Below are 25,749 nucleotides of genomic sequence, written 5' to 3'. Positions count from 1 at the left end.
GAGGAAAAACGAATGGGCCGACTCTGGGGCGATTAGTATCGTACCTACGAAGGGGCCGGCAGACGGCTCAGTTGAACATCGGGGAGGGCGACATGGTCGGGGTCGATTGGAAACGCTTTCGAGTCAATTGGCAGCGTATTCAAGCGCAGGTGACCCACGGCAAAGCGCTCATCAAAGCCGATAAAGCTACGAATACACCACGGGGTCGTGCCTGGGTCCGCGCACTTGAAATCCAGACTCTCAAGACGATTAAGAGGCTTGTCGATGAAGAGCTCGACATCGCCGTGGTTCACGCACGGGACGTGTTGGGGATGTCCTTCGCCGATATCGGCGCGTACTGGACTCTGGGTGAAGAACACGACTGGAAGGGCAAGCAGGATGCCGAAGACCACTGGAAAGCGCAGTACGAGGCAGCCGTACGCCGCCTGGAAGACTACCGAGGACAGTTCATCGGTTCCGGCAGTCTCCTCCGTCATGAATGGGAGCTGGAGCGCAAGTTCGCGATGGAGCGGGCTCGCAGCGAGGAAATCGCAGCCACGAAGCGACGAGGCAATCTGCGGGTTGTTCGCACCAAGGACGACGGCCGCTGAACAAACCGTGGAAGGCGCGTTCCGTACGGATTGCTAATTTGGCTTGCTTTCTCGAGGTATTAATCCGAGCGCTGGGCGTAAGGTGCCTGCCGGCGTCAGGGTATTCGTTTGGCGGTTCTGGCCTTTGGGTTCTTCCTCAAGGGCTTTCTCGAGTACGGCGCAGAAGGATCGCGTGCGTGAACGCCCAGCGGCGGTCATTCCGACGCGATTCGCGCGAGAGCACGGACGCCCGCAGTGAACTGATCGAACTTTAGGCGCACATGGCCGTTCTGGAGGCGCTGTCCCTTCACGCCCAGTTCGTGGAGTTTGAGTTCCACGAGGCTCGACGGAACGAGACGGGGCTTGGTGCGACTGATCCACGGCCATTGGTCATGGGCACCCGGGTCCTCGGTGTTGGCCCAGTCGACGTAATCGTGAGGCTGGAACTCCGGATCGGTGGTGACTTCCACGACGGTGTAGCAATCGTGGCTGTCCTGTGCACATATGACGACGAGGTCGCCTGAGCGGATGCTCGGCTTTCCCTTCCTCGGGCTGGCGAACCAGGACTCCTGCCGCCACCCCTCGAGGGCGGGCTCGCCGTACTCTGCCTTCACCCATAGGGATCGTTCGGGGCTGTCCCGGCGTTTGCCTATCTGCTTGATCTGGACCGTGCTGTCCAGGCTGAGGTGGATCGGATCGTCGTCGAGTTGCGCGAGGAGGGTGACTCCTTCGCGATGATCGCTGAGTTCGCTACGGTCGAACGGCGCTCGTAGGAGGGCGGAGAGGTTCCAGGAGAGAGGTCTTTCACAGCTCCACCGCTTCCACTCCGAGAGTGCTTTGCCATAGCAGCCATGGCGCGCACGGTACCGCGATGCGATCAAGCGTCTGTGTGGCGAGGATGACGAGATTCTGCCCCAAGACGAGCTGCAGAGGCGAAGGCAACAGATCGAGAAGCCGGGTGCTCATCTGTGGGTCGGACCGCGACCGTGGCTGGAGCGGATCGCTGACAATCAGAGCAAGTCGAGCATCCGTGCGGCTGACCTCCGGCATGGTGACTGCAACGCCGATGTGCAGCACCGGCTGGTCGCACGCGTGGAGGTGGGCGAAGATCCGGACCTCGGCCCGTATGTCCTGGTGACCTTTCACGACGGGTATGAGTATCCGTACCCAGCTGACCACCAGCTCAAGTTCGGGCGAGAAGGAGCCATCAGGGAGTAGGTCGTCAACCACGTCTGTCGAAGCCACACCGGGCTGGTGCTGCGCGCCGCCCGGCGGGCGGAGCCCGCCCGGGGGCGTCGGTGAAGGGGATTCACTCCCTTCGAGAAACCGACGAAGGAGCCAACCATGACCGCCACCACCGCAACTCAGTCCACCAACAACCTCTACCTCGACCTCGTTGAGGTCAGGAGCAAGAACCGTACGGTCGACAATCACTCGTTCGGAAACGACTTCTTCGACTTCGCCAACGAGGCGCGAATCGCCGAGGCCTTGGACGCCGAGGCCGCCGTGCGCTTCGCTGCCCTCGTGCACGATGTCGTGCCCGGCGAGAACTCTCCGGTGTTTCACTTGGACCACACCTGGGAACGCCCGACTGAGGAGTATGAGGCAGCCCTGGTCCACGTCGATCAGCTGGCCAAGTTCCCGACGAGGAACGAAGACGAAGTCCGCATCCTCGAGCAGCGCGTTCAACGTACTCGTCGTGAGAGCGCAGGTGCGTTCATGAACCTCTTCATCGAACCGTTCGCCAATCACCTCCGCTACAGCGGCCTCGATCTCGGTAGTGTCTTCGTGCAGCTTCGAGAACAGGTCGACCACACGCCTGCGGCCTAGCTCCGCCGTCGGGTACGAAGAAGCCCCACCTGCATTCGGGCGGGTGGGGCTTCTTTTATCTCGGTCCACTCGATTGTCGTCGACGTGGAGTCTCACGAACATCACCTTTGCGAGACGAGAACCGAACGGGGGTGATCACCGGCTAAGTTGTCTCAGAAAGTGTGTCTCGCCGGTCGGCGTCTTATTTTGGGGTTTCTAAGACCGGTGCCGTCATCAACTTGGCATGCCTCGCGCCCCGAGAGACAGTACTGTCATCCGCAGGACAGATCGCTCCGGGATCACTCATCACGGATACGGCACAAGACGCTCGCGGTCTAGCGCGAATGCTGAAAGCGCGGTGATGTCAGAGCGCCGTGATGTACTGAAATTCGCAGACACACATGAGAGGCGCGGGCGAGGCATGGGGCGACGGAGAAAAGACGAAGAGTTGTCCTTGCGGTTTGACACCATTACCTGCGCAAAATGCAATAGCGTGCGCCTCCTGGCACGACAATGCCCTGATTGTGGGGCACGTCCGAAGCCATACGAGGTGCAGCCCGACCTTCAACGTCGCGAACGCGTCGTCACCGAGTTCCGGAGCCGTCGCAAGACTCCGAACGGTGAATTCCCCAATATTCATGACCTCGAATCGACATGTGACCGAGCGACAAAAGCGGTGCTTCGAGCGCTGTCTGGCGCAGCTCGATCAGACCGTACATCTGACTCGTTAGTGGCTGCATATGCTTCATTGGACCGATTGGTAGCGAGCTGGCAGAACCTACTGCCACGCCCGCAAAGGAACCGCGGCAGGATTATTGGTAATGCGCTTCAGAGATACTCCGAAGCTGCCGAGCAGTTCCTGGAAGCGCTAATAGCCCCCGATATGATTACCGCCCAAGAATATGAGAGACAGGGAAACCAATTCTTTAAAGAAGCTGCGAACAAGCTCGCTGCTCTCAAGCAATTGGATGAAGTTGACGAAGTCTTCGCGGAATCATCACCAGCAGACAGCCTCAACAGCATTGGCCGAGCAGCTCGTCAACTTGCCGGGCAAGAGTCTTCTTTGGACGAACTCGACCGAGCCCTAAGATCCGGAGTGGGCTGGGAATCAGCCTCTGAAGGAATGGGGCTACAAGCGCACGCTATCCAGAGTTTGGCGCTGAGCTCCTTTGACCTTGAATCCTTCACTCAGGTCCTGAGAGCTTCAGACGCCGCCGCCGGGCTGGCGGGGAAGAAATTCGTGCACTCTAAAGAATGGAAGCAGCGTCACGCCCGTGCGGCTGCCTTCCTCGGAAGTGCCGTTGCTTCCGTTCACCAAGCGATCTTTACCGCCGGTGGCAGTGACTTCGAAATCGTACATCGGGCAGTCGAAGCAATAGCCACCCTTCGCGATGGCGTTTTAAGGCATGCTCTCGCTACGATCATGGCAAGCTCACGTGAGCAGTATCTGAGGCTGGCTCGAAAAAACGCCGGAGCTGTAATTGGCAAGGCGGCATCGTCTATTCCTGCTCTGCTTTTGGATGAGAATCTCACTAAAGCGTTGCGTGACGCCGGAGCGCACGCCGACATCGACCTCAGCGAAACTGCTGTGCGAATCGATGACGTTCATTTTTCAATGGACCATTTCATTGATCGATTCCTTGCCTACTTGGAAACCACTGTGGCGACGTTCGTTGGCGTAGTCCTCGCCACGGCACGTCTTGGTGTTGAATTCGAATATAACGACTACCTGGCTCCCAGAGATCGCGACGCTGCAGTGGCCCTTTTTCTGGGGGCGTTCGACCTCCGAAGCGAGTCTGTTGACGTTTTAGACAACGATCTAATCATTTACGCGCAGGGACCAGAGCCGGATTGGATGCCCCTTGCAGCCGCCCTTAGCGTCATGTATCCAAATTCGATAACTCGGGCAACCATTCGTGTCGTTACACGAGCGACGGAGCACTCGTTTGTCACCTCTCTAGATAGGTTCCGAACATATACGGACGGAATTGAAACGCTTGGCGCGAAGCAGTCCATCCTTGGGATTATCGCAATCGCGGCCGCTAGCCGTCTCGATGGCGATTCACCGTTGTCCGAGGATGAGTGGGACCGGGCAGCGGGAGCCATTATCGATAGGGAGGAAGGAGATGATCTTCGCGCCTGGGTACGAAATGTTCGCGCACTGCGTGGATATGCACGGGAAGCTGAAAACGCCCACGTAGCAAGTGCCTGCGTACGTGCACTAGCTGACTTGCGCCGCTAGGCACCCAGCTAAGCCCTTGTGACGTGTCATGACGTCACCTGGCTGGCCCGGTGTCGGTAGTACGTCGCTTTGGACCATCCCACCGTCGTCGCCGCTTCGACGACACTCAGACCTTCAGCTTCAATGAGGTGTTGCACCGTCCGTAGGTTCCTCGCTACCTTCGCAGCGTCCGGTGCCGGGCGACCGAACTTTACGCCTCGTGCCCGCGCCGAGTCGACGCCGGCCTGCACCCGCTCCTGGATCAACTCGCGCTCGTACTCGGCGAACGTCGCCATCAGGTTCAGCATCAGTCGCCCTTCTCTGGTCGACGGGTCGATACCGTCGGTGAGCGACCGAACCGCCACATCCCGGTCGAGCAGTTCGGTCACGGTGGTGATGACGTCGATCATCGACCGGCCGATGCGGTCGATCCGCCACACGACGAGCTCGTCACCGCCCCGCAGCCGCTCGTCGAGTGCCGACCAGCCTGCTCGGGCACGTGCGTGCTTGGCCCCGGACACCTGGTCGGCGTAGATCTGGCGGTCCGCGACACCGGCATCGATCAGCGCCCGGCGCTGCAGATCGTCGTCCTGCTTGTCCTTGGTCGAGGTACGCGTATACCCGTACTTCACCTTGCTCCCCTCAGTCCGCGAAAACCTTGCCGACCTGCTTGCCGCGCTTCTTGCAGTAGCCGGCGAAGGCCTTCTTCTCGTCGGCGATGTGGGTCGTCGACGCTTCGACGCTGATCCGGTCGGGATCGAGCGTGGTGGCGGTGATCGTGACCGGCGTGGTGTGCGTGTCCAGATCGCCGATCCACGGGTCGACATGATCGTCGGTGCCAGTCCAGACGAGCTTGCCGTTCTTGATCGTCCCGCTCACGTCGCGCTTGACCTGGCCGGCACAGTTCTGGTGGATGTACCGGAACTCGTTGCCGTCGACGAACCAGGACTCGAGATACGGCCCGATCACCGGGCTCGGCTGAAACACCCCCTTGAAGTCGTTCGCGCGACTGTAGCGCTTGCCCTTGATTTCGTCGAGGTTCAGAGCGTGGACCTTTGCCTTCTTGGCCTTGTCGTTCTTGTCTGCGTCCTTCTTGCCTGTGTCGTCGCCGGCATCCTTCGGGCTGCTCGTGGCACTGGGCTTGGGCGAGTCCTTGGTCGGAGCCGGCGTGCTGGTCGCGCTCTTCGACGGTGCCGACGTGTCCGACGGCTTCGGCCCGGTCTCGATGGTGACGCAGCCGGTCAGCGCGGTCAGCGTCACCACTGCCACGGCCAGACCGGACGCGATCTTCCTGGTTTTCATGATCGCGAATCCCCCTTGTTCTTAGTGCTTTTCGCCAGTCGGCGAATCATGCGGCGCGAAGACTTCTGAACCTTTCTCTGCAGTGACGGCGGTACGACCAGCACGGCGATTGCGAACCCAACGATGAACATGATGATCGACATCAGGCGTCACCGCCCTTGTATCCCGACTTCGCCTTCATGGCCCGGAAGAGGCCGGTAAAGAGAGTCGGGGCGCAGATCACGCTGGCGACGGCCGCACCGAAGGCACCTGCGATCCAGATGTTGGCGAACACGCCCAGCAGTGCCTGGATCCCCGCGCGGAGCAAGATGAACAGCACGGCGTATCCGATGGCGATGAGCGCCAGGCGAAGCAGCGAGCTCCGGTCGAGGAACGCCTGGAACATCCCGACGATCGACTTGATCGCGCTCTTGCCTTCCTCGATGCGTGCGTCGTCGCTCTTTCGCTCGGGGATCACGATCATCCCGTTGCGGATGAGCAGCTGAACCAGGCAAGAGATCATGGCTGCGGTGCCGCTCGCGGCGAGCTCCGCGAGCCCTGCGGTGCTCAAGCCCCAGGCGAGCGAGACGAATGCGGCGATTGCCAGGATCGTCCCCGCGACCCGCCACACATGCGCATTGGCGTCCACCGTGTGGTTGTTGTGAATGTGGTTCTCGATAATGGGCTGCCGATCCGGCTGATCGGCTGACATGTCAGTCATGGTCTTGTCCTTTCCATCTCTCCGTTTTTTTTGCGGTGCTCCCGGGGACCGTCCCCGCAGCCTGCCGACTTTTCGGCGTCATATGCGCGCCGCCCTGATAGACGGGAGAACGGGGTCCGGGCCCGCCCCATGGGTGACCGTTACGCGGTATCGCGTCGGTCATGCACGAACTCATCGAGGTCGAACTCTTCGTCGTCTTCGTCTGCGAACACCGGCTTTTCGTCCGGTTCAGACTCGTCGGTGATGGCCTCGGATGCTTTTGTCGGTGCGCTCGGCGCTGCCGTGAACGCCGGCAGGGAGACCTTTTTCGGCGCAGGCTGCTCTGGCTCAGGTTTGGAAGCAGATGAGGATGTGACCCCGGCGAGCGGATCGAGCTTGACCTTCTTGTGCTCCGGCGTCGTCAGGAACTCGCCGTTCTTGTCCTTCTCCGGCTTCGGCGCTGCGCCCTGCTTGACCGCCTGCCAGCCGCACCTCCGAATGTGCAGGGCGGTGAAGAACAGACCGAGGGTGACCTGCCCCCACAGCCACGTCGGCGCGAACACCGGAAGATAGATGTGCAGCGACGGCGGCCACGGTTCCACCCACGCGCCGGGGCCGGCCGCAATGACGACCTGCGCCCAGACTCCCGCGACTGCGGACAGGACGCCGGCTACGAACCACGGCCAGGCCCACAGTCGTCCGATCCGCGGAGCCAACGCCCACATCAGACCGTAGGCCGCCGCGGCGAAGAGCATCGCCGGGCCGATGGCGAGGCCCACGATGAGGAAGGCCACCGGCACCAGGATCACACGAGAGAGCTGCTCCTTCGTGCCCTCGTCGGTGGAGAGCATCCGGCGGATGAGGGGAGGGGTGATGTCCTCGCGCAGTGAGGTCGCGGCCACGCCGGTCCCGCTCCGGCCGAGACGCCGAGCGCGACGCCCGATCACCTCGGCCCGGCGGCGGCCGGACGTTCCCGGACGCGACCGGGAGAGCACTAGTGCCGCGCGTTCCTTCTCCCAACGTGACGCGCTCATCGCGAACCGCCGTCAGATTCACCGACGCACGCCGTGAGTTCTTGTGCCGTGTTGATCGGCAGGCACTGCTCGATCTGCTGCTGTTGAGAGCCCTCGGCCGCGTCGGTGGCAAAGCTCCCGCCGGCGAAGAAGCCGGCGAAGAAGATCACGCCGACGACGATGAGAAAGCCTATGGCCTTGAACACGAATCCACTCATGGGGCCCCTCCCGGACAGGGTGCCCAGGCTGGAGTCGACGCCGGACACCGGTTGGTGTGTCAGAGCTGCCAGTGAGGTGCTGGCGTCGAGACTTTTATTCTACAGGAGCCACTTGAATAAAATCAAGAGGAACCACTAGAATAAAACTATGAGGATCAGACTTCCCGACGACGACGCACGTCGGCTGGAGGCGTTGGTGAAGTCGGCGCGCCGTCCCGGTAAATACCTAAGCGGGTCTGGATGGATCCGCGGTGCCGTGCGCGTCGCTCTCGAAGACGACGATATTGCGGCACGGATCGCCGACGCCGCGCCCGACACGGGCCACGGCGGCCAGCGCCCGGGTGCAGGCCGACCCACGAAGAAGCTGTCGGCACCGCAGGAGACGAACGAGGAGGCAGACGATCGAATATAACCGTCGAAGGCGAACGCAGAATCGAGTTCGACGGGAAGCAGCGCGCAAGCCCGCGTGATCGGGGTGCGAAACGAAAAAGGGGATACCTGATGAAACCGATCAACAGGAGCAAGATCAAGGGCAATGCCGACGAGTCCCAACCGCGGCCCGTGCCGATCGACGTGCCCGAGATGCCCTATGCGGGCCTCCTGATCGAGGACGAGGACCCACTCAGTGAGGAGATCAATGCCGGGCGCAAAGCGGGTGAGTTCGCGCTGACGGGGCCGCACATGCTGCTCAGCGGACTGACCGGCCGAGGTAAGGGCCGTCGCGTCATCTGCCAGAACATCGTGATGTGGGCGCATCAGCCGGTGATCGCCATGTCGACGAAGGGCGACCTCGTCGACGTGACGATCAAGAAGCGCGCGCAGCGTGGGCCGGTTTATCTCATGGACCTGTCCGAGGAGGTCATGGAGTCCGACCTGAAGGGGGTCGAGGTCACTCGCGTCGTCTCCGATCCCTGCAAGCTCGTCAACACCGACGACGAGTCGATGGCAATGAGCGATCTGCTCCAGGCCACAGCGAAGGTGGGGTCTGCCAGTGGCGGCGACTCAGGCAACTCCGACCCGACGTGGGAGAACCTGGCTGCCAGGCCCCTGGCTGCGTTCATCCGGGCGGGCGGCGCACTGCCGCACCCGGACACCGGTGAGATGGTCGATGGCGGCGGGGTCAATTGGGTCGTCGAGGCGCTCGAACATCCGCCGAGGTTGGACAGGGACGGCCAGGCTGTTGACGACCCCACCGAGAGTGATTTCGTCACCCCGAACTGGTCGAATGCCTACCTGCGCGCCAGCGCGCTGCTCGAGTCTCGTCACGCGGAGTCCCTGCGAGCCGTGATGAACATGGTTGACAAGCAACGCGACTCGGTGGCGATCAACATGCGCAACGCGCTGAAGGCGTGGTCGTTGGACGCGGTGGCCGGTGACCGCGACGCCGAGGCGTTCCACCCCTCCATGCTCGAACAGCCCGGGGCCACGCTCTACGTCACCTCACCCATCGACGGGAGCACGGCTTCGGCGGCCTGCGCCGTGATCGAGCAGTCGATCCAGTGGTGGCGGAGGAATGTGGGCCGCAAGCTGCCGACCCTTGGCCTCTTCCTGGACGAGCTGGCCCAGTGCGCGCCGCTGCCCAAACTGCCCGCCCATATCTCCGTGCTCCGCGGCTACAACGTGCGACTGATTGCGGCTGTGCAGAATACGACGCAGCTCAAGCGCCGTTACAAGGACTCTTACGAGGAGATGCTGACTACCTTCCCGAGTGTGCTCATCATGCCGGGGACCCCGGAGAAGGATCTTCTCGAACAGGCTTCGTGGTTCGCCGGCGAGGACGAACGCGTGACGTCGTCGACCGATGAGTACGACCGGACGACGCGCTCGACCGAGCGAGTCGAACGCGTGACAGCGTCCGAGCTGATACCGCGCAAGAAGGGCGAGGGTCGGCTCTTGATCGGCGGCCAGCCCGGCATGTTCGTCAGGCTGCCCGACATCAGCGAGACGGACCTGTTGAACTAGACCGACCGGTACGGACGAAGAGGGCGGGAACACCAGGTTCCCGCCCTCTTTTCCGTGTGTCTTCCCGGGACTCACATACTCATACCGGCGCTCTGGTCGCGCCCGCGGTCGCGACCCTGCTCCCGGTCTTTGCGCAGACGCTCACGCCCAGCTTCGACGCGAGCCTGGCGCTCGGCCTGGGCCGACTGCTCCGAATCCTGATCCTGCGCTTCGTCCTGGTCGTCGCCGTCCTGTGCCGAGCCGGCGTCGCGATTGGATGTAGCCCGTCCCTGCTGGTCGGATTCCGCCGGCTGATCGGTGGCATCGTCGTGCGACGGTCCGTCGACCTGCTGCTCGGACTCGGCCTGCTGATCGTTCCGCTCCTCTCCGTGAGACTGCACCTGGTCCTGCTGCTCTTCCTGACCCTCTTGCTGCTCGTCGGCCTCGTGCTCCTGTCGCCGGGCCTCCTCCTCCTGCTGCTGTTCTTCCTGCTGCTCGGCGTCGCGTTCGCGGGCCTCCTGCTCCGCCAGCTCTTGACGGCGCTCTTCCTGCATCTGCTCGAGACGCTCCCGCTGTTCGGCCTCCTGCTCGTCCGCCATACTTTCAGCTTCCTGATCGGACACCATCAGCTTCGGGTCGTCCGCAGTGTCGACGCTGTTCTCGGCACCCGGGGCTGCGACACGATCGTCCTGTGCCTCCGCTTCTTCGTTGATGGCCTGCAGCCGCATCTCCTTTTCACGCTGGCGACGCTGCTGGAGCTCTTTCTCGGCCTCCTGGTATTCAGGCGAATTGAGCGCGTCCTCGCCGTAGCGATGAGCCACTGCCTGCTCGCCCTCGTCAGCGAGCAACCGCCGCATCTCGGCGGCCTGTTCCTGGTCGATGTCCTGCTGGGTCTTCTGTGCCATCGTTCTTTCCTCCCTTTGTGTGGTTCTGCTGGTGTGCTTCTGCGTCAGTCGGTCTGCCGGCGCAGCCTCGCGGCCTGATCACGCAGATCGTGGGCCCGGCTGCGGTACCTGTCGGCTCGCTCCGACTCCTGCCAGAAAGCGTGCCGGCTGGGGCTGAAATGGACGTGGGCTTCCACGTCGGTCTCCTTAGCTCTGCGTTCGAGCTCGGCGGCCCGGCGGTCCAGGCCTCCGGCTTCGATTTCGTTCTTCATGCTCATGCCTCATCACCTCCTTCGATCACATCTCCATGCCCTGGTCTTGTGGCCGACTCTTGGCCGCGGCCCGGTCGCCCCGGAGTCGCTCCTTGCTCTCCTGCACCCTCTGCTGCGCCTCAGTCGGCTCGATGTCAGCGGCACGGTCGGAGACGTGTCGCTTCAGGTTCTCGAACTCCTGCCGGGCACCGGGGGTGTCTTGGTTGTAGACCCCCTCGGCCTGTTCGCTGCGCAGACGCTCGACCCGTCCGGCATGGAAGCGCTGCTGCCACTTGTCCTCCCGGATCTCGTCGGCGTGCTGCAGCTTGAACAGATCGCCGCGGCTGGCAAGGTACTTGGCTCGGTCGCCGTGCTCGTGATCGAGCCTGTTCGCCTCGTCTGTCTTAAGTTGATGCTCCCGGCGATTCTCCAGCTGCCCGCGCAGGTCCTCGTCCATGTTGTGGCCGTAGTGCTTGAGGAACTTCGGACCGACGCCCCTGATCTCGCCTTCCTTGTCGGCGATGCGCTGTTCGAACTCCGCATCGGGCCGGCGACCGCGGTAGTCCTCCTCCAGCTGCGCCAGCCCCTCGAGCTTGCGCCGGGGTTTCTGGAACTCGCCGCTCTCGACGTCGCGCAGTTTCGACCGGAACCTCGGAGGTTCCACGGGCTCGGGCTGGACCTGCGTCTCCGGCTCCTGCTCGTCCATGTACTGGCCCTCGAGTTCGTCGACGGCATCCGACGTCTTGACGGCGAGATCTTCGACTTTTGCTGGTGTCTCTTGCTCATGCGCGCTGTGATCATCAACGTCGAGAAGATCTGCGTCCCCACCCAGACTGGCCTCGACCTCGGCGACCATCTCCTCGAACGACTGGCCCGCCAAAGGTTCGACCCCCGTCGCCGGCTGCTGCTCTACGGCGGGCTCAGGTGACATGGCAGTCGGTTGGTGGGCAGTCGTCGATGTTGCTTCAGCTGTCAGGTACCGATCGCGGAAGGGCATGTCGAGGTCCACGGGCGTGCCGCCCGTGGCATCGGCGAGCAGCTCCCCGGACGAGTGGCTCTTACGATGCTGGTCGAGCCTAACCTGCTCCTCACGCTCGCGCTGCGCCAGCTCTCTGACGTCGCTGACCATCTGGTCGTAGGCACGATGCTGCTCGCCGGACAGCGGCTTGACCTCGAAGGGCAGAGGCTTGGCCAGCCCGGTCTGCTGCTTTCTCTCGGGCAACTCGATGTCGTGACCCAGTGCCTTCAGATCCAGCTGCTTGCCGACGGCGTTGTAGCCGCATCCCGCACCGAGCGTCTTGCCTCTGACTGCCTGCTTCGCTCCGGCGATCTTGTACGAATAGTCGTGATTCTTTCCGGGCTTGCCGCGGCGCAGTCCGGTCTCGATGACATCGACGTCGAGGTCGGCCATCGTGGTGATGAACGTATCCCGGTCGTGGACGTTACTGTCGACGAGGGCCTCGTAGACCTTCCGGCGAACCTGGTCGTGGGCGGACTCTTTGCGGCGCTTGGCGTCCCAGTAGTCCTTCTGGCTCGAGCGCAGCTGCGCGTCCTGGTACTCCTGGGTGCCGACTCGTGCGAGACTCTGCGAGAACCCGTGCTCGGGGTGGGCGTCGAGAAACTGGTCCGAGCGATCCCGGATCGTGTGTACTCGTGTCAGCTCCCCGGCCATCTTCTGCCCAGCCTTGTAGTCCACACCGTCGAGCGTGAATGCCCGGTAGATCGTCGCGTTCGACGCGACGTGGACATGAACGAGCCCGCTTTCGCCATTGCGCTCGAGCCACAGCTTCTCCTGGAGACCTGAATACAGCTCGTCGCGCTCGGCCTTGACTAAGTTGAAGAAGTGTTCGCAGTCCTCGATGTTCTGCGGGTTCACCAGATCTGCACCGGCGGCATAGATCGTGTGGACGGCCTCGGACTCCTTCTCCATCAGGTTGTCTGTCTCGACGCGAAGGTGCGTAGGCATCTCGCCGTGACGGACCGGGCGCTTGCGGTTGCGCTTGCCGTCCCACTCCTTGACGTGCGTGCCCTTCTGGCCGCTCGCATGCAGTCCGGTCTCGGGATCGACCGTCTCGTATTTCGCCTTCGGTGCGCGCTTCGCCCCATTGGTGCCGTGTAGCTCGCGCACGGCCTTCCATTCAAGGATCTGCGTCGGGAGGTCGCTCGAACAGTGCCGAGTTGCCGAGAAGAGCGGCGGCTCTTTGCCCTCCGGGACGTCGGCTTCGTAGGTGAGGAGCCCACGGGCCGATCGGCCGGTGAGCGTTTTGCGGGTGACACCGCCCGCCGTCGCCTCGCTCATGACCTGGACGCAGCCTGGTCGACGAGGGCGCGCACGGCGGCCAGTAGTTGATCGTCCTCGCGCTCAGCGGCGGACTGGTCGTCGAGCCTGCGCTTTATGCCCTGCAGAGCCAGGATCAGGCGCTCGACGTTTTCGGTGCTGAGCGGATCGTCATCGAACTGCTGCGCATTGACGAACTTCGCGATCTGGTTGTTCAGCACTCCGATCGCCTGGCGCTGGTGAGCCCGCCGGTTCCAGGCGGTTGCCAGCGCGTCCAGGGCATCGATGAGCGGCTGCGTAACCCGCGCGTCCGCTTCGGCAACAACCTGCTGCTGCGCGTCGACTGCAACGGCCTCGTCGCCGAACTTCTCCCACAGCAGCTTCACTGTTCCGGCGAGAGAGAACTTGGGCTGACCCGAGTCGCGAACGCCGAGCACGGCACGCTGACGCTCGAGATCTTTGAGCTCGTCAGGTTGAAAGGAAACACCGACGACGGTGCGGCTTGGCGACTTCTTCGCTGCGTTCATCTGGCAGCACCCCCACCATCAACAAAGTCATAGTTAGTTACTTCATTGACAATGAGAATTGTCGTCGGGGTATCTCTATTATCTCAGGGAACACATAAGCAGGCAAGCAGTCTGACTAGTTAACATCCCTTCGGGCCTCGCTGCGCTCGATTAGTCAGATGCTTGATCCAGGCCTCGCGAGCTCGGCCTTCGGTTGAGATAGGGGGCTTTGCCCCCTGCTCGCGTTGCTCGCTACCCCCAGAGACGGCCGCCATTCGCGCAGAAGAGAGAAAGTCGTTCCGATGACGACGCCGCCAGGGCTTCCGACGACACAGCACGGACACTTTTGACAACACGGTTGGCGCAGAGCGAGCAGCGATGTAGGAGCAGGAGTGTAGATCATCGTCACAGATACACGGCAAATTGCTCGGGCCGTCTGAGCGGATTGCGGACGCGCTTTTGTCAGTGGAAGTCCGTGCGGCTTAGCTGTCAGTCCTTAGACGAAAGAGGCGGCCGGGGAACTCGTCGTCGCTTTTGTCAGTGCGTCTACTCTCGAGTCGCCAGGCTACGAATCACGATCGGTGCAGTCTTCGGGTACGGGGCAAACCGCCGAATCTTCACGGTTCGAATCCCTCCATCTGACGGTTGGTTTTTCGACCGCCCTACAGCTGGTGTTTCGTATCCTCCGCCAGGACGTTGTCAAGAAGAGTCCGGCCGAATTCTGTCAGCCCAGTGACCACGAGGTTTCCGCCGATGCCGAATACGAGCCCGCCCGTGACCTGTCGAAGCGTCCCCGCCCGAACCAGCGCGGAAATCACCGGCTCGCTTTCCTGTTCCACGGTGTCCACGACATGCTGGTGGGGGCTTGGCCGGCCTCCGGGCGGAGCATCGCCGGATCTGTCCTCCGGCTCCGTGTCCTGTTCGCGACGGATCCGCTCGAGGGCCCGGAAGTGGGGTGCGTCTAGTTCACGCAGTGTTTGGACGATGAGCGCCGACTCGTCGACGCGCGCGTCGTCGAGAATTGCAGCCGAGATGACTTTAGCGAGGTGTCGGCGCTTGGCTTTGAGACCGGTGTCGACAGCGGCATTGACACCGGCGATGAATAGCGCCTCCAGTTCTTCGTCCTCGGCGAGCCGTCGACTGACGCGGGCAACGTCACCAACCCGGTCCTTTATCGTCACTACGGTATCGGTGAAGCGTGCGTCACGGCGGGCACGCGTATCCTCCAGAACCACGGCGAACGCCTGCCCGACGGTCTGTCTAATTATTGGAAGTGCGCGCACTTGCTCGCTGAGTGCGCGACTGGCAGTATCCCGCCATGTTGGCGGCTCGTTATCGACCACAACTCGATACTAAATGCGGTAGCTAGCACGGTGCACCAAACTCGGTGATCGACTCATTCAAGTCTCGCGATGGTCAGGCAGCTGTCATTCGCCAGTGACCTCGGCCAACGTCGATACAGACAATCGGAAGAGGTCGCCGGCCTGGGAGTTGGTACGGGAAGTCGAATTATGCACGAAGAAGCCCCGGCCACCTTGATGGCGAGCCGAGGCTTCTCGATGACGCCGGAGATGTCGGCGCTGGTGCTTTACGCGGGCTGGTGATGCGGCGTTCCCGACTCCTGAAGCTGGCCGTTGGTGGGTGACGGAGCAGTCGGTGCAGGCTGTGACGATGACGAAGCAGCAACGCCGGCGGCGCGCTGAGCCTTCGGCTCGTCAGCGCCATTCTTCGGCTTCTCGTCCTCGCCCTTCTTCGCCTTCGGCTTGCGCTCATTACGGCCCTGATTGTCCGCGCGCTTGAGCCTTTCGACCAGCGACGGATCAGCCTTCTCGACAATTTCCTCGACCATGTCGAACAGGCGCTGCGACCGCAGACTCTCATCCTTGTCGACAGCCACGGTTTTGCGCTCACCGTCGATGACGCGAATAGTCGGCTGCTCGGGCTCGACACCGAGCAGGTCATACAGCGACAACGCCAGGCGAGTGTGGTTATCGCCAGCGGCTTTCTTGGCTCGGCGGAGAGCAAGCCCTTCGGCCTTGTCCCGCGCCCGTTCTGCCTTCTCGGCTTCCTCGAGCTGCCGACGCAGCTCCTCGACCTTTGAGGTACGGTTCTTTTTCGTAATCATCGTGATCAGCCCTCCTGTTGCGTGCTATTTCATTTCGTCAATTACCGTGAATTCGAATATGGAATCAACGCGTCAGTCCGTGTCGATGCCGCGAGCTTCCTCGTTGCTGAGCTTGGCGAAACCAGGCTTGTGCCCGTCCCGCAGATACTTGAGCTGGTCGTCGAGATCGCCCGTGTCGTGGTTGCTCATCGGTCGTCCCTTCTATTGCGTATCCTGTTGTGTGCTGAGATCCGGCCCGACGGCCGTCGGGGCATTCTCCGCCCGGCCTGGCGGCCGGTAGTCGGGTCTCTGTCTCTGCTCGTGGTCAGAAGATCAGGCGCGTCGCGTGACGTTTGAGAGTTAATGGTCACGGCCGGTCACCCCGGGCTTCCCTAGCAGCCAGCCGACGACACCGGCGACGATGCGGTCATTGCGCTCCTTATCTACGCCGTGGGGTCGCTGCCCGCGGGGTCCGCCGATGGCGAGGCCATCCAGAAGGATGAAGACCTCGGGCGGTGCGGTCTTGAGGAACTGCTTCACCTCGCCGGCGGTCGCCGGCTCGGCTTGGACCGAATGATAGAGCGCATACTCGAGCACGCGTCGGCGACGCCTGTATCCATTCAGCCGATGCTGCTCTTCGACAGTGCGGTTCTTGATCGTCATGCTGCGTTCTCCTTCTCCTCAGAGATAACTTCGTTGCCGAGATGCCATGTGCAGTCGCTGTCGCCGCACGTCGGTAGATCACGGTGGTCACGGGCGACCTCGGGCCAGTTCTTCTTCTCTGACCGGTAGCAGTCGGCCCAGTCACGTCCTCGATCAGATTTGTCGGCCAGAACCGGCACCGGGGTCTTCCCTGGCGCGGTTCGGTACGCAAACTGCAGCGCCTTAAGCACGGCGGCTTCGGCCTCGTCCGCCCGGCTCTCCGGCACGGACAGAACGAGCTCGTCGTGGACGATTGCGCGCAGGCCTGGCAGCAGCCACTCTGGCAGCCGCAGGACGCCCTCCATCATCAGGTCGCGCGCCGTGCCTTGGCCGATGTGCGCTGGTGCCTGTGTGTACTCTTTGCCTGGTCGCACCCGCATCCGCCGTCCGAACGCGTTCTCGATGACCTGACGACGGGCGTCGTCGCGTACCCAGGTCTTGAACGCCGTCAATCCCGGGAACTTCAGCTCCAAAGCCGCAAGCTGCCGCTCGGCATCATCGTGGCTGATCCCCGCGTTGTCAGCCAGCGCCCTCGCGCCCATGCCGTACGACGTGGCGTGCGTGATCGCCTTGGCATCGCCTCGACGCGGGTGGTGACCGGCGCTACGGTCCCAGCCGCTCTCGCCGAACACGGCCGCCGCCATCTCGTCGTGCATGTCCTTGCCTGGCTCCAGCGCGGCGATGTAGTTCGCGTCCTGACAATGCATCGCCATCGCCCGCGCGTCGATCTGCGAGAGGTCCGCGCTGATCAGAACGTGCCCGACGTCGGGGAGGAGCATCGCTCGTTCGCAGACGTTGCCGCGGTCGCGCTTGCCCATCACGGACAGCCCGGGATTGGTGATGCTGATTCGCCCGGTGGCTTGGTGGGGATCCACGCCGGGATGCACGCGCCCATCTTTGCCGGCGTGATCCATGAGGGTCTGCGCCATCGACCGTTCGCCGTTGAATGCCCTCAGCGTGCGGCACAGCTCCACCAAACCGGTGTTGTCCGGGTGTCCGGCTTCGAGTCCCATCAGTACCTCTTTTCCGGTTGCCAGTGCACCCGTCGGTGTACGCGGCGGCTCAATGCCAAGATCGATGAAAGCCTTCTCGAGCGCGACCTTGCCATCAGTCGTCGTGTGCGGCTTCTTGCCGTCCAGCGGCAGACCGTAGACGTCGTGTAGCTGCTTCTTCTGAGCCCGCACACGAGTCTGGCGCTCGGCGATTAAGCGCTCCGCGAGATCGACATCCACACGGAAGCCGTGCTTGGTGATGTGATTCAGCCGCCACATCACCCGGTGCTCGCGCCACAAGTAGTCATCGACGGCAAGGTGCTTGGACAACTCCCGAACAAGTTCGACGTCCTGTATCAGGTACCGCAGGTAATCGGGATGGTCGGCGGGGATCCGGTCGAAGCCACCGAACTTCTTCGCCAGCGCCTTCAGTGCTGTGCCCCCGGCACCGGTGATCTTCCCGTCGAGACCCAGGCGCTTGGCGATCGCGTCGAGGTTATACCGGCGCGCGTCCGCGCTTCCTGACAGCGGCGGGTCGTTCTGCCGAGCCGCGAGCAGCGTGTCCACGACACGGTCCTCGCGCACCAGGCGTGAAAGGTCGAGATCGTGGTAACGCTCCAGCGCCAGCAGGTCGAAGCCGAGCACGTTGTGCCCGACCACGAGGTCGGCCTGCTCGATCGTCCGGGTCACTGCGGCGATGTCGGTCGTGCTTTCCACCGGCCGGTTGTCGACGGCGTAGCCGGCGATCCGGACGAACCCGGTGCCGTAGTCCCAGAGCCGGTCGGCGTCGGCGGTCTCAAGGTCGACGTAGACGATGCTCATGATGCGTCACCTCCGAGCTCCGCGATGGTCTTGCCGTTCATGGTCGGCATCGCCCTTGCAACCCGCTGTTTGACCCCGCTGCGGTCGGTCAGCTCGATGACCTCTCCCGGTGCGGTACCGGCGGCAGGGCGCGGTCCGGACTGCCTCGGACCAGGGGCCGGCGGTGACGCAGAAGACGACGTCGGGACCGCAGACACTCCCGACGGCAAACGTTCGAAGACGAATGCCTTGGCCCCGCCGTGCATCCTCCCGTCCGCTCGGATGCGCAGATCGCCATACCACCGCGGGTGCTGACCGAAGTACCTCGAGAGCTTGCGCGCGTCCAGTTCCTTCCACGACGTCCCGTACGGTGGTGGGGCATCCGGGTCCGCCTTGCCCTGCGCGTACACCTCACCCGCGCCCCAGCGCGTTCCTACCGGGACCAGCGACTCGGCCCACGCCCAGCACTCCCGGTTGTCCACGCCCTCGCTGTCGGCGGCCTCGCGAACCTCCATGACGTTGGCCAAGAAGCCTTCGAATCCGGCGAGGTGCAGAATGCCGCCGACAATGCGCTGCCACTCACCGAACGAGGCGAAGCCGAACGATTTGGGTGCGATCGGCTGGTCGCGGTCGTACCACGCGCGGACAAGCACCAGACATGCCTGCAGCAGCTCCGTGCGATGCTCAGGCACCCACGTGACCAAGTCGTGGCGGAAGCTGTCGCGGTTTTCCAGATTTGGCCTGTCCGAGTCCAGCCTGACGGGGACGACGCGACGCGCCATGTCGGCTGGGATCTGGACGTTGTTGCCGAGCGCGTACCAGGACGCCATGTTCGGCAGGTTGAGCATCTTCGTCTTCGCGAGCTCACGCCCGCGGTAGATTGCCGACGTCAGAGCGGCCCGCAATGATGCCGATTTCAGCCGACACGTGTCGTCCTCGTCCTGCACCTCGTCCAGACAAACTGAGGTCGAACTCTCCGAGAGTTGGGCGACGATGCGCTTGTCCATCTCCTCGTCCGACCGTGGCGCGGGCTGGACCGACGCCGGGGTCCCGAAAGGGACCTGATGAGTCATCTCGAGCAGGCCGCCCTTGCCGACTCCCGGCTGGATCCCGTCAAACAGCAGTAGAGGAACGCAGGTCACCTGAGATCGGATCAGCGGAGTTAGCATCCCAGCGACGGCGTTCGTCTGATCGGCCACATCCCGAAAGACCCAGCCGTCGTAGCCACCGGCTCCATCCATAGCGAACAGGTCGTCGCGGATCATCGTCCTGGCTGCTGCAACGTCGGCGTCAGTGGGGTGCTCAGGAACTTCAATGCCCCGTATGTCCGACGACAGGTCCAGATACAGCCCCGTCTCGGCGTCATAGCCGTCAGTGGTGTTGATGGTGCCATCAGAGCGAACGACCGGCGAACGAGTCACTCCCGTCAGGCGCGGAAGTTCGTTCCAATGGTCGGCCACGAGGCCGAGCGTCGGGCCCAGGAGTTGCATGGGCTGAACACCGGTCTTCATCATTCTGAACGGGCACGTGACGTCGAGCAGCTCGCGATGAAGTCCCGAGGGGTCCAACTCGTCTGCCCGCAGCGCGCCGTCGTCGCCGCGCCGCAGTCGCACCAGCTTGCGATTGAGCTGGAAGATGGACCCGCCACCGCGGTTCTCGACGAGCGTCGACAGAAGGTGGAGCGATACTTGCCGTGGGTCCCCGTCCAGATCGATGCCGACACGGCCGTCAAATGCGTCACCGGATACAGCGGCTTTTGCAGCCTTCTGCGCATCTTTGGCGGCGACCTTGGCTCGGAGCCGCTCCCGCTGTCGCTGATTCAGATCCGCGGGACGGGACTTCGCGGTAGTCACCCAGGACTTCAGCAGTTCGCGACGGGCATCGTCGTCGGCCAGGCGAACGAGCAGGTCGTCCAGACCGTCTTTGCCCGCACCGGGCAGCCGGGCGAACTTCACGCTGGCTGCCCCGTAGCCTCGGCATGCCTCACCGAGTGCGACGGCCCCGTCGAAGACGCGGACGTTGGACTTCGCATCGGCGTCGGGCACGATCACAACGTTCTGGCCTTGGACGGCCGTCAGATGCGGCGTCGGTGTACCGGGGACGTCCTCGCCGTCACCGGCGACCCGCCACGACCAGATGCCGGCGATCCGGTAGATCGACCAGGTCTCGGGTGCCCAGGACAGCGCGGCCAGTGCCTGCTTGACGCCCTCGACGATGAGGACGACTTCAGGGCTCTTGACAGTACGCAATACAGGCAGCTTGGGTGGGCCGTCGTCGTGGCCGGGCGACACGTACTTGAGGGGCCGGCCCTCGGAAGAGGTCACGGTGCCCGGAGCGGGCTTGACCTGCCCGGTCTCGGATCCGTCGGGGTGAACCATTGGGTACACGAGCGCCGGAAGCGCGCTGTCGAACTCGGCGATCCATTGCGCCCAAGCTGGAAGCTCGCCGCGGGTATGCGCCGTGTGGACGCGTTGTTCAGCGGCCACGGACGCTGGAACCGAGCTGCCGAAAAGCTCCTTCGCGTGCTCCGGGGCCAGGTTCTGATAACTAGTAAGTGGGCTATCCAGATCATCCGAGGCGCTATCGACGCCTGTGCAATCCTCAGCGATCTCTGTCATAATGGACTCGACTTTCAATACCGTCCTGGTTGAAGAAGTAGAAGCGCCCTGGCCCGTCAGCCGGGGCGTTTCGTATTTAGGCAGCGGCAGAGGTGAGAAGTCGGCCGAGTTGGCACTTCTGGTCGGCGGAGAGCTGCGGGAAGGCATCGACGACGTTCTTCACGAGGTCACCGAGTTCATCGGTCGGGGCCACGCGTGAATCGTCTTCGGGCATGTTGATGCTTGCGCCGATCAGGTGGAGATCGCGTTCGCGAATTTTGAAGGCATTGCCGACCTTGACCGCAGGCAGCACTCCCTCGCGAATGCGTTTGGTGAGAGTGACCCGATCGCCGTAACCTGCGTCGTGCAGCTGTCGGAGTGCGTAGAGGCGCTCGAGCGCCGGTGCGGTTGCCATATCGGGGACCCCTCGTGATCGAAGTGGTGTCCGGTTACAATCCGCGATTGCCGCGGCCCGGCCCAGTTTCGAGTCCGTCCCTCGACCCGCCGCCTCGTGAGGCGTTAAACGGTTTGCTTCCCCTCGATCTAATCGACCGAGGTTCCGTCTGGTTCTCCAATCCTACCCGAAAATGGCAATTTTAACAATTAGCACGTAAAGTACGGAGTAAATCGCACTAGTTGTATTCGTAAACGAGGGGATCTCGCAATGTCGCACAGTACAGCCGGGATCATCTTCGCTAGTCGTCTACGCGAAGAACGGGAGCGGGCCGGCCTGAGTCAGATTGAGTTCGCGCGGCGGCTCTCCGGCATGCTCGACGACACGATCGACCCCAGTGCGATGACGAGAATCGAGAAGGGCAAGCGGACGGTCAAGATTGACGAGGCCGTGGCCATCGCGCAGTTGCTTGATGTTGAGCTGATGACGTTACTCACCGATACATCAACTATTGACCGGCACCTCGAGATTAAACGGGCCGCTCTCCTCAAAGCTCATGCGCGACTCCAACAGGCCCGCGACGATGTCAGGCAGTTGGAGCTGTCGGTCAGGGTTCTGGAGGGTGAGCGAGAGGCGTCTGCCCGCGGTGTCGAGCTGCCCGATGTCGAGATCTGAGCTTTCGGGACAGTGTGCCGGGCCAACGAGCGGTGCCGTTCGACGCGAATCCCGGGGTCATGCGCCTCCAGTGACCCAGTTTGGGTATAACGCCGCCGTCACGGTCTCTACCGTGACGGGTCGCAGCGACCCTGCGTGCTCCGTGTCAATGCGAGCTGATGATCGGAGCTAAGAGTTCGCGCTGGCCCTGCAGGCATCCAGGGCAACAGGCTGGATCGCCCGGACTAAGAAGTAGGGCACACCGGACTTCTGCGACCGGAACCGGAGAGCGGGAGAGCACGCGCCGAGCGGTGCGCTCCGCCTGCTCTCCGTGTGTTTCCCCAGGTCAGAGTCGGATTTAGTCGACCCGGAGAGCGGGAGAGCAGGATGGCGTCCGCCGCTACGGCAGCATGTGTGCGTGTGCGCAGCTATGCGAACGATTGGAACGCGCACACACGGTCACACGTAGAGAGTATGTTTCTTACTCTCCCGCTCTCCCGTCCGGTGTTTCCCCAGGTCAGACAGTCTTTTGGTGGGAGAGCACCGCCAAATCGGTGCTCTCCGCCTGCTCTCCCGCTCTCCGCCATGCATGAGTGGCGGCCGACCCCGGTGCAGGCTTCGCCTCTTGGCTAAGGCCGACGGTGATGGCCGCCGGCCCGAGCTTGCCGGCCTTCTGGTTATCAGCCGTAGAACCAGTTTCCTGGTCTGTCGTCTCTCAAACCTCTGAGGCTTGCGGTCTGATCCAAGCTCGTGTCTGATACTGGATCTCATCAGGTCATAGAAAAGTCCTGCTGCGGCGTGAGCCGGTGCGGCACCGACCCATTGGTGGTCGTCGGCCACTAGGATGATCGAGACGATCCTCTGGAGCACTGCCGTACCTCAAGGGCCGTGTCTCTCGTGGCTCGAATCAGATGTTTCGTACGCGCGAATCAAAGGGATGCGATGGAGAATGACGACCTGCAGCGTCTCGGCGGCGTAGGCTTCCAAGACGTCGTAGCCGCGCTGGCAATCAAGGTGCTCGGCCCCCAAATCCGTCCGATGGGGCGTGGCAGGGACGGTGGCCGCGACATGTTGGTCAGCGACGGGGTCATCGTGTGGTCCGCCGATGAGCGCCACCCGAAAGCGGAGACCTGGGATGGCACGACGATCTTCCAAGTCAAGCACAAGGAGACGCTAGAGGGTACGCAGAAGGATGCTTCCTCGTTCTGGCAGAGCATCAAAACCGAGTTGGACGAGTGGGGTGACCCCGACTCGACGCGAGGCGACGTACCGCACTATCTCGTGTTCGCTACCAACATTCCGCTCACGCCAGTTCCGGGCAGTGGCGGGTTCGACACCATCAATACCAACATCCAGCGGTACCTCGATCAGCTGAATAACGAACTTGCTGAGGACGACGTCCCGAAGTCGGCACGCGAAGAAGCGCGGAAGCGGCGACGCGCTCGACGCGACCGAATGAAAAGGCTACGTAAATGGCGTCTGTGGGACGGCAATCAGATCGTCGGTCTTCTCAACGCTCACGACGGAGTGCGCCGTGCGTTCAACGGCTTCCTGACCGCCGGAGACGTGCTCGCGGATCTGTCAATGCTCTCCACGAACGTTAACCAGGCGGAGCTGGGAACGGCGCTCGAGAAGCACGCTCGGTCGATGTTGGTGGGCGAACGACGTGTCTATTTCGACGAAGCGGGTTACGAAGGTCACGGCGTGCCGGTCGAGGACGTTGCTATTGACCTACCAGTTCTGGTGGGCAACCGGCAAACGAGCGACCACGTGATTGCTTTTGCGCTAGAACGCGGGGAGCGAGTTCTCAAGCCGGGACTCACTACGGTTGCGAAGCCGCGGCACCTCGTACTCACGGGTGCTCCCGGCAACGGCAAGTCGACTGTCTCCAAATTTCTGACTCACGCGTACCGAGCCGTGTTCCTCGGCGAAGACCTCGAAATCGGCGACGACCAGTTGAAGACGGTGGCGAGCACCACGGACGCGCTTGTCGCCATGGGCGTTCGCGTGCCGAAGAACCGGCGATGGCCGATGAACATCGACCTCGCCAGGTTTGCGATTGAGCAGGGCACAGCCGATAGCTACTCACTACTGCACTGGATTGCGACCACCCTGACCGGGAAGACCGCGTCCAAGGACATCCCGCGCTGGGAACTTTGGGAGTGGCTAAAACACTGGCCTTCGTTCATCGTGCTGGACGGCCTCGACGAAGTCAGTGAACCGTCCGTACGCAAGGCGCTGATCGCCAACCTCGAGACGTTCGCAGCCGAGGCCGAGTCCGAGAGGTGCGACATGCTCATCATGGTCACCACTCGCCCGACCGGCTATCAGGACGAGCTGCCCTCCGAGGCCTTCGAGCGCATCGATCTCACTGATCTCGCTGTTAACGACGCGCTCCGCTACGGGCAGCTCGTCACCAAGCTGCGGCTGCCCGACGACGAAGCTCGACAGGACCGAATCATGTCGCAGCTCCAGCAGGCGGCACAAGATGACCGAACCAAGCACCTGCTCCGAACACCGTTGCAGACGCTGATCATGTCTATCATCGCCGAGTCTGCCAAGCAGTTCGCGCCCAGTAGGTACGAGCTGTTCTGGGGGTACTACAGCACGATCGCGAAGCGTGAACAGAACAAGAACTCGAGTCTTTCCAGGCTGCTGCGCGAGCATGCACTTGAAGTGCTCGAACTGCATCGGCGTGTCGGACTGCTGCTCCAGAAGGAGGCTGAGACTGCCACTGGAACTGACGCGGTCCTGTCTCCGCTCGAACTGCGGAATGAAGCGTGGAAGGTGCTTGCGGAGGCCGAGTATGAGCCTGAGACCCGTGATCAGGAGCTGCTTGAACGGATCGTGAAGACAGCTACGCATCGTCTGGTGCTGCTCACCCCACGCCCCGGCGGAGGGTTCGGCTTCGATGTGCGATCTCTTCAGGAGTTGATGGCTGCCTTTGCTCTGACGACCGGACCGCTCGAGGAGACTATCCCGAGGCTGCGCCGCATCGCTCCTTCGCCTCATTGGCGCAACACATTCCTCTTCGCCGCCGGCCGGTTGTTCACGGAGCCGCAGCCCTACCAGCAGCGGGCGATCACCGATCTTGTGCTCACGCTCGATGAGGATGCGCCGGAGCGGTTCGGATCGATGTTCCCAGTAGGCCCAAACGTAGCCGCTGACATTATCGACGACGGAATGATCGCGGTACCGAAGTTCCTGCGGCACCTGGTGGCCCATGCGATGAGTGCGCTCAATGAGCCTGCCGGGTTCGAGCTGACCGGCTACACCCGAATGCTCATGTCGGCAGCGGCCACGTCTGACGCCGTGCGCGGGTTCGTTGCTGACGGACTGCGTGACGCACTCGGCGGGCCGGCCACATCGCGCGAGAACGCCGAGGCCATACAGGGAGCTATCACCGACATCGGTCGCGCGACGGGCGCGTGCACGGCTGTGCTCGGACTCGCCAGCGTACGTCGTGACGCCTCGAAGACGCTCCCAGCCGAGCCCGTGGCGAACTGGGCGGCGTTCTCGGACACTCTGCACGAGTACGCGGAGCCTGACACCGAGAACGCAATGCACACGATGGATGGTCTGATTCAGGACGTTCAGGCGGCAGGCGGATTTCGTGACCAACAGCTGGGCGATCTTGTGGCTTTTCTCGATGAGCCCGACAACGTGATCATCCTCGGTGAGGCATTGTGTCACGTTGCGGCGGGCTCACCGCGTCTCATGGCAATTCTTCGCCAAAACGTGCTCCCAGGACTATGGCGGCGACCGGTCGATTTGGGCGACGACTCTTCCTGACGTCAGGTATTGGGGTCGCTGGTCGCGACATCGACTGGAACC

24 protein-coding genes are annotated in these 25,749 nt (G+C 62.7%); 7 read left to right on the top strand and 17 right to left on the bottom strand.

The window, feature by feature from the left end; all coding sequences use genetic code 11:
- The first annotated feature begins 71 nt into the window (after positions 1-71).
- Complete coding sequence (locus BJY26_RS02040) at positions 72-590, top strand: hypothetical protein (RefSeq protein WP_179425223.1); 519 nt, start codon at positions 72-74, stop codon at positions 588-590.
- Between the two features lie 194 nt (positions 591-784).
- Here the strand turns inward: BJY26_RS02040 and BJY26_RS02035 are convergent, their stop codons facing one another.
- Positions 785-1,450, bottom strand: coding sequence for a hypothetical protein (locus BJY26_RS02035; RefSeq protein WP_179425221.1), 666 nt, complete (start codon positions 1,448-1,450; stop codon positions 785-787).
- Entirely contained in the window at positions 1,374-1,814 is a 441-nt protein-coding gene (locus tag BJY26_RS02030; protein WP_179425219.1) for a hypothetical protein, read from the bottom strand. The genes BJY26_RS02035 and BJY26_RS02030 overlap by 77 nt, the downstream gene beginning before the upstream one ends.
- A gap of 99 nt (positions 1,815-1,913) precedes the next feature.
- Between BJY26_RS02030 and BJY26_RS02025 the strand changes: the two genes are divergently transcribed.
- On the top strand, positions 1,914-2,399 hold the full coding sequence (locus BJY26_RS02025) for a hypothetical protein (RefSeq protein WP_179425217.1): 486 nt from the start codon (positions 1,914-1,916) through the stop codon (positions 2,397-2,399).
- Between the two features lie 529 nt (positions 2,400-2,928).
- The gene (locus BJY26_RS02020) at positions 2,929-4,620 is read left to right on the top strand and encodes a hypothetical protein (protein ID WP_179425215.1); all 1,692 of its coding nucleotides are present in this window, start codon (positions 2,929-2,931) and stop codon (positions 4,618-4,620) included.
- Between the two features lie 26 nt (positions 4,621-4,646).
- On the opposite strand, the gene BJY26_RS02015 is transcribed toward BJY26_RS02020, so the two are convergent.
- From BJY26_RS02015 to BJY26_RS01995, 5 genes are all read right to left on the bottom strand, one after another.
- Positions 4,647-5,231, bottom strand: a complete 585-nt coding sequence (locus tag BJY26_RS02015; protein WP_179425213.1) for a recombinase family protein — start codon at positions 5,229-5,231, stop codon at positions 4,647-4,649.
- Positions 5,232-5,241: 10 nt separating this feature from the next.
- Complete coding sequence (locus tag BJY26_RS18905) at positions 5,242-5,901, bottom strand: hypothetical protein (RefSeq protein ID WP_179425211.1); 660 nt, start codon at positions 5,899-5,901, stop codon at positions 5,242-5,244.
- A gap of 142 nt (positions 5,902-6,043) precedes the next feature.
- The gene (locus BJY26_RS02005) at positions 6,044-6,601 is read right to left on the bottom strand and encodes a hypothetical protein (RefSeq protein ID WP_179425209.1); all 558 of its coding nucleotides are present in this window, start codon (positions 6,599-6,601) and stop codon (positions 6,044-6,046) included.
- Between the two features lie 140 nt (positions 6,602-6,741).
- Positions 6,742-7,614: a hypothetical protein gene (locus BJY26_RS02000; protein WP_179425208.1), complete on the bottom strand. Its 873-nt coding sequence runs from the start codon at positions 7,612-7,614 to the stop codon at positions 6,742-6,744.
- Positions 7,611-7,859, bottom strand: a complete 249-nt coding sequence (locus BJY26_RS01995; protein WP_179425206.1) for a hypothetical protein — start codon at positions 7,857-7,859, stop codon at positions 7,611-7,613. Before BJY26_RS01995 ends, BJY26_RS02000 begins: the two co-directional genes overlap by 4 nt.
- Positions 7,860-7,959: 100 nt before the next feature.
- Between BJY26_RS01995 and BJY26_RS01990 the strand changes: the two genes are divergently transcribed.
- Both BJY26_RS01990 and BJY26_RS01985 read left to right on the top strand, forming a co-directional pair.
- Entirely contained in the window at positions 7,960-8,223 is a 264-nt protein-coding gene (locus tag BJY26_RS01990; protein ID WP_179425204.1) for a hypothetical protein, read from the top strand.
- An 89-nt stretch (positions 8,224-8,312) separates the two neighbouring features.
- Positions 8,313-9,773 (top strand): type IV secretory system conjugative DNA transfer family protein, encoded by a 1,461-nt coding sequence (locus BJY26_RS01985; RefSeq protein WP_179425202.1) that lies wholly within the window; start codon positions 8,313-8,315, stop codon positions 9,771-9,773.
- A gap of 71 nt (positions 9,774-9,844) precedes the next feature.
- On the opposite strand, the gene BJY26_RS01980 is transcribed toward BJY26_RS01985, so the two are convergent.
- The 10 genes from BJY26_RS01980 to BJY26_RS01935 form a co-directional block, all read right to left on the bottom strand.
- Positions 9,845-10,657, bottom strand: a complete 813-nt coding sequence (locus BJY26_RS01980; RefSeq protein ID WP_179425200.1) for a hypothetical protein — start codon at positions 10,655-10,657, stop codon at positions 9,845-9,847.
- Positions 10,658-10,701: 44 nt separating this feature from the next.
- Positions 10,702-10,914, bottom strand: coding sequence for a hypothetical protein (locus BJY26_RS01975; RefSeq protein WP_179425198.1), 213 nt, complete (start codon positions 10,912-10,914; stop codon positions 10,702-10,704).
- Between the two features lie 19 nt (positions 10,915-10,933).
- Complete coding sequence (locus tag BJY26_RS01970) at positions 10,934-13,186, bottom strand: hypothetical protein (RefSeq protein WP_179425196.1); 2,253 nt, start codon at positions 13,184-13,186, stop codon at positions 10,934-10,936.
- A complete protein-coding gene (locus BJY26_RS01965; RefSeq protein WP_179425194.1) occupies positions 13,183-13,692 on the bottom strand; it encodes a hypothetical protein in 510 nt (169 codons plus the stop codon). Before BJY26_RS01965 ends, BJY26_RS01970 begins: the two co-directional genes overlap by 4 nt.
- A gap of 641 nt (positions 13,693-14,333) precedes the next feature.
- Entirely contained in the window at positions 14,334-14,852 is a 519-nt protein-coding gene (locus tag BJY26_RS01960) for a hypothetical protein (RefSeq protein WP_179425192.1), read from the bottom strand.
- A 407-nt stretch (positions 14,853-15,259) separates the two neighbouring features.
- Positions 15,260-15,796 carry a hypothetical protein gene (locus BJY26_RS01955; protein ID WP_179425190.1) on the bottom strand — a complete coding sequence of 179 codons (537 nt, stop codon included), beginning with the start codon at positions 15,794-15,796 and terminating at the stop codon, positions 15,260-15,262.
- A gap of 339 nt (positions 15,797-16,135) precedes the next feature.
- Positions 16,136-16,438, bottom strand: a complete 303-nt coding sequence (locus BJY26_RS01950) for a hypothetical protein (RefSeq protein ID WP_179425188.1) — start codon at positions 16,436-16,438, stop codon at positions 16,136-16,138.
- Positions 16,435-18,291: a DNA polymerase gene (locus BJY26_RS01945; RefSeq protein WP_179425186.1), complete on the bottom strand. Its 1,857-nt coding sequence runs from the start codon at positions 18,289-18,291 to the stop codon at positions 16,435-16,437. Before BJY26_RS01945 ends, BJY26_RS01950 begins: the two co-directional genes overlap by 4 nt.
- On the bottom strand, positions 18,288-20,756 hold the full coding sequence (locus BJY26_RS01940) for a DUF3854 domain-containing protein (protein WP_179425184.1): 2,469 nt from the start codon (positions 20,754-20,756) through the stop codon (positions 18,288-18,290). The genes BJY26_RS01945 and BJY26_RS01940 overlap by 4 nt, the downstream gene beginning before the upstream one ends.
- Before the next feature lie 208 nt (positions 20,757-20,964).
- A complete protein-coding gene (locus BJY26_RS01935) occupies positions 20,965-21,282 on the bottom strand; it encodes a hypothetical protein (RefSeq protein WP_179425183.1) in 318 nt (105 codons plus the stop codon).
- A 249-nt stretch (positions 21,283-21,531) separates the two neighbouring features.
- On the opposite strand from BJY26_RS01935, the gene BJY26_RS01930 reads away from it, so the two are divergent.
- The gene (locus tag BJY26_RS01930) at positions 21,532-21,936 is read left to right on the top strand and encodes a helix-turn-helix domain-containing protein (protein WP_179425182.1); all 405 of its coding nucleotides are present in this window, start codon (positions 21,532-21,534) and stop codon (positions 21,934-21,936) included.
- 921 nt (positions 21,937-22,857) lie between these two features.
- Positions 22,858-25,707: an NACHT domain-containing protein gene (locus tag BJY26_RS01925; protein WP_179425181.1), complete on the top strand. Its 2,850-nt coding sequence runs from the start codon at positions 22,858-22,860 to the stop codon at positions 25,705-25,707.
- Positions 25,708-25,749 lie beyond the last annotated feature (42 nt).

Origin of the sequence: Spelaeicoccus albus, assembly GCF_013409065.1 — a bacterium.
Classification (GTDB): Bacteria; Actinomycetota; Actinomycetes; order Actinomycetales; family Brevibacteriaceae; genus Spelaeicoccus; species Spelaeicoccus albus.
This window is presented reverse-complemented; position numbering and strand designations above follow the sequence as displayed.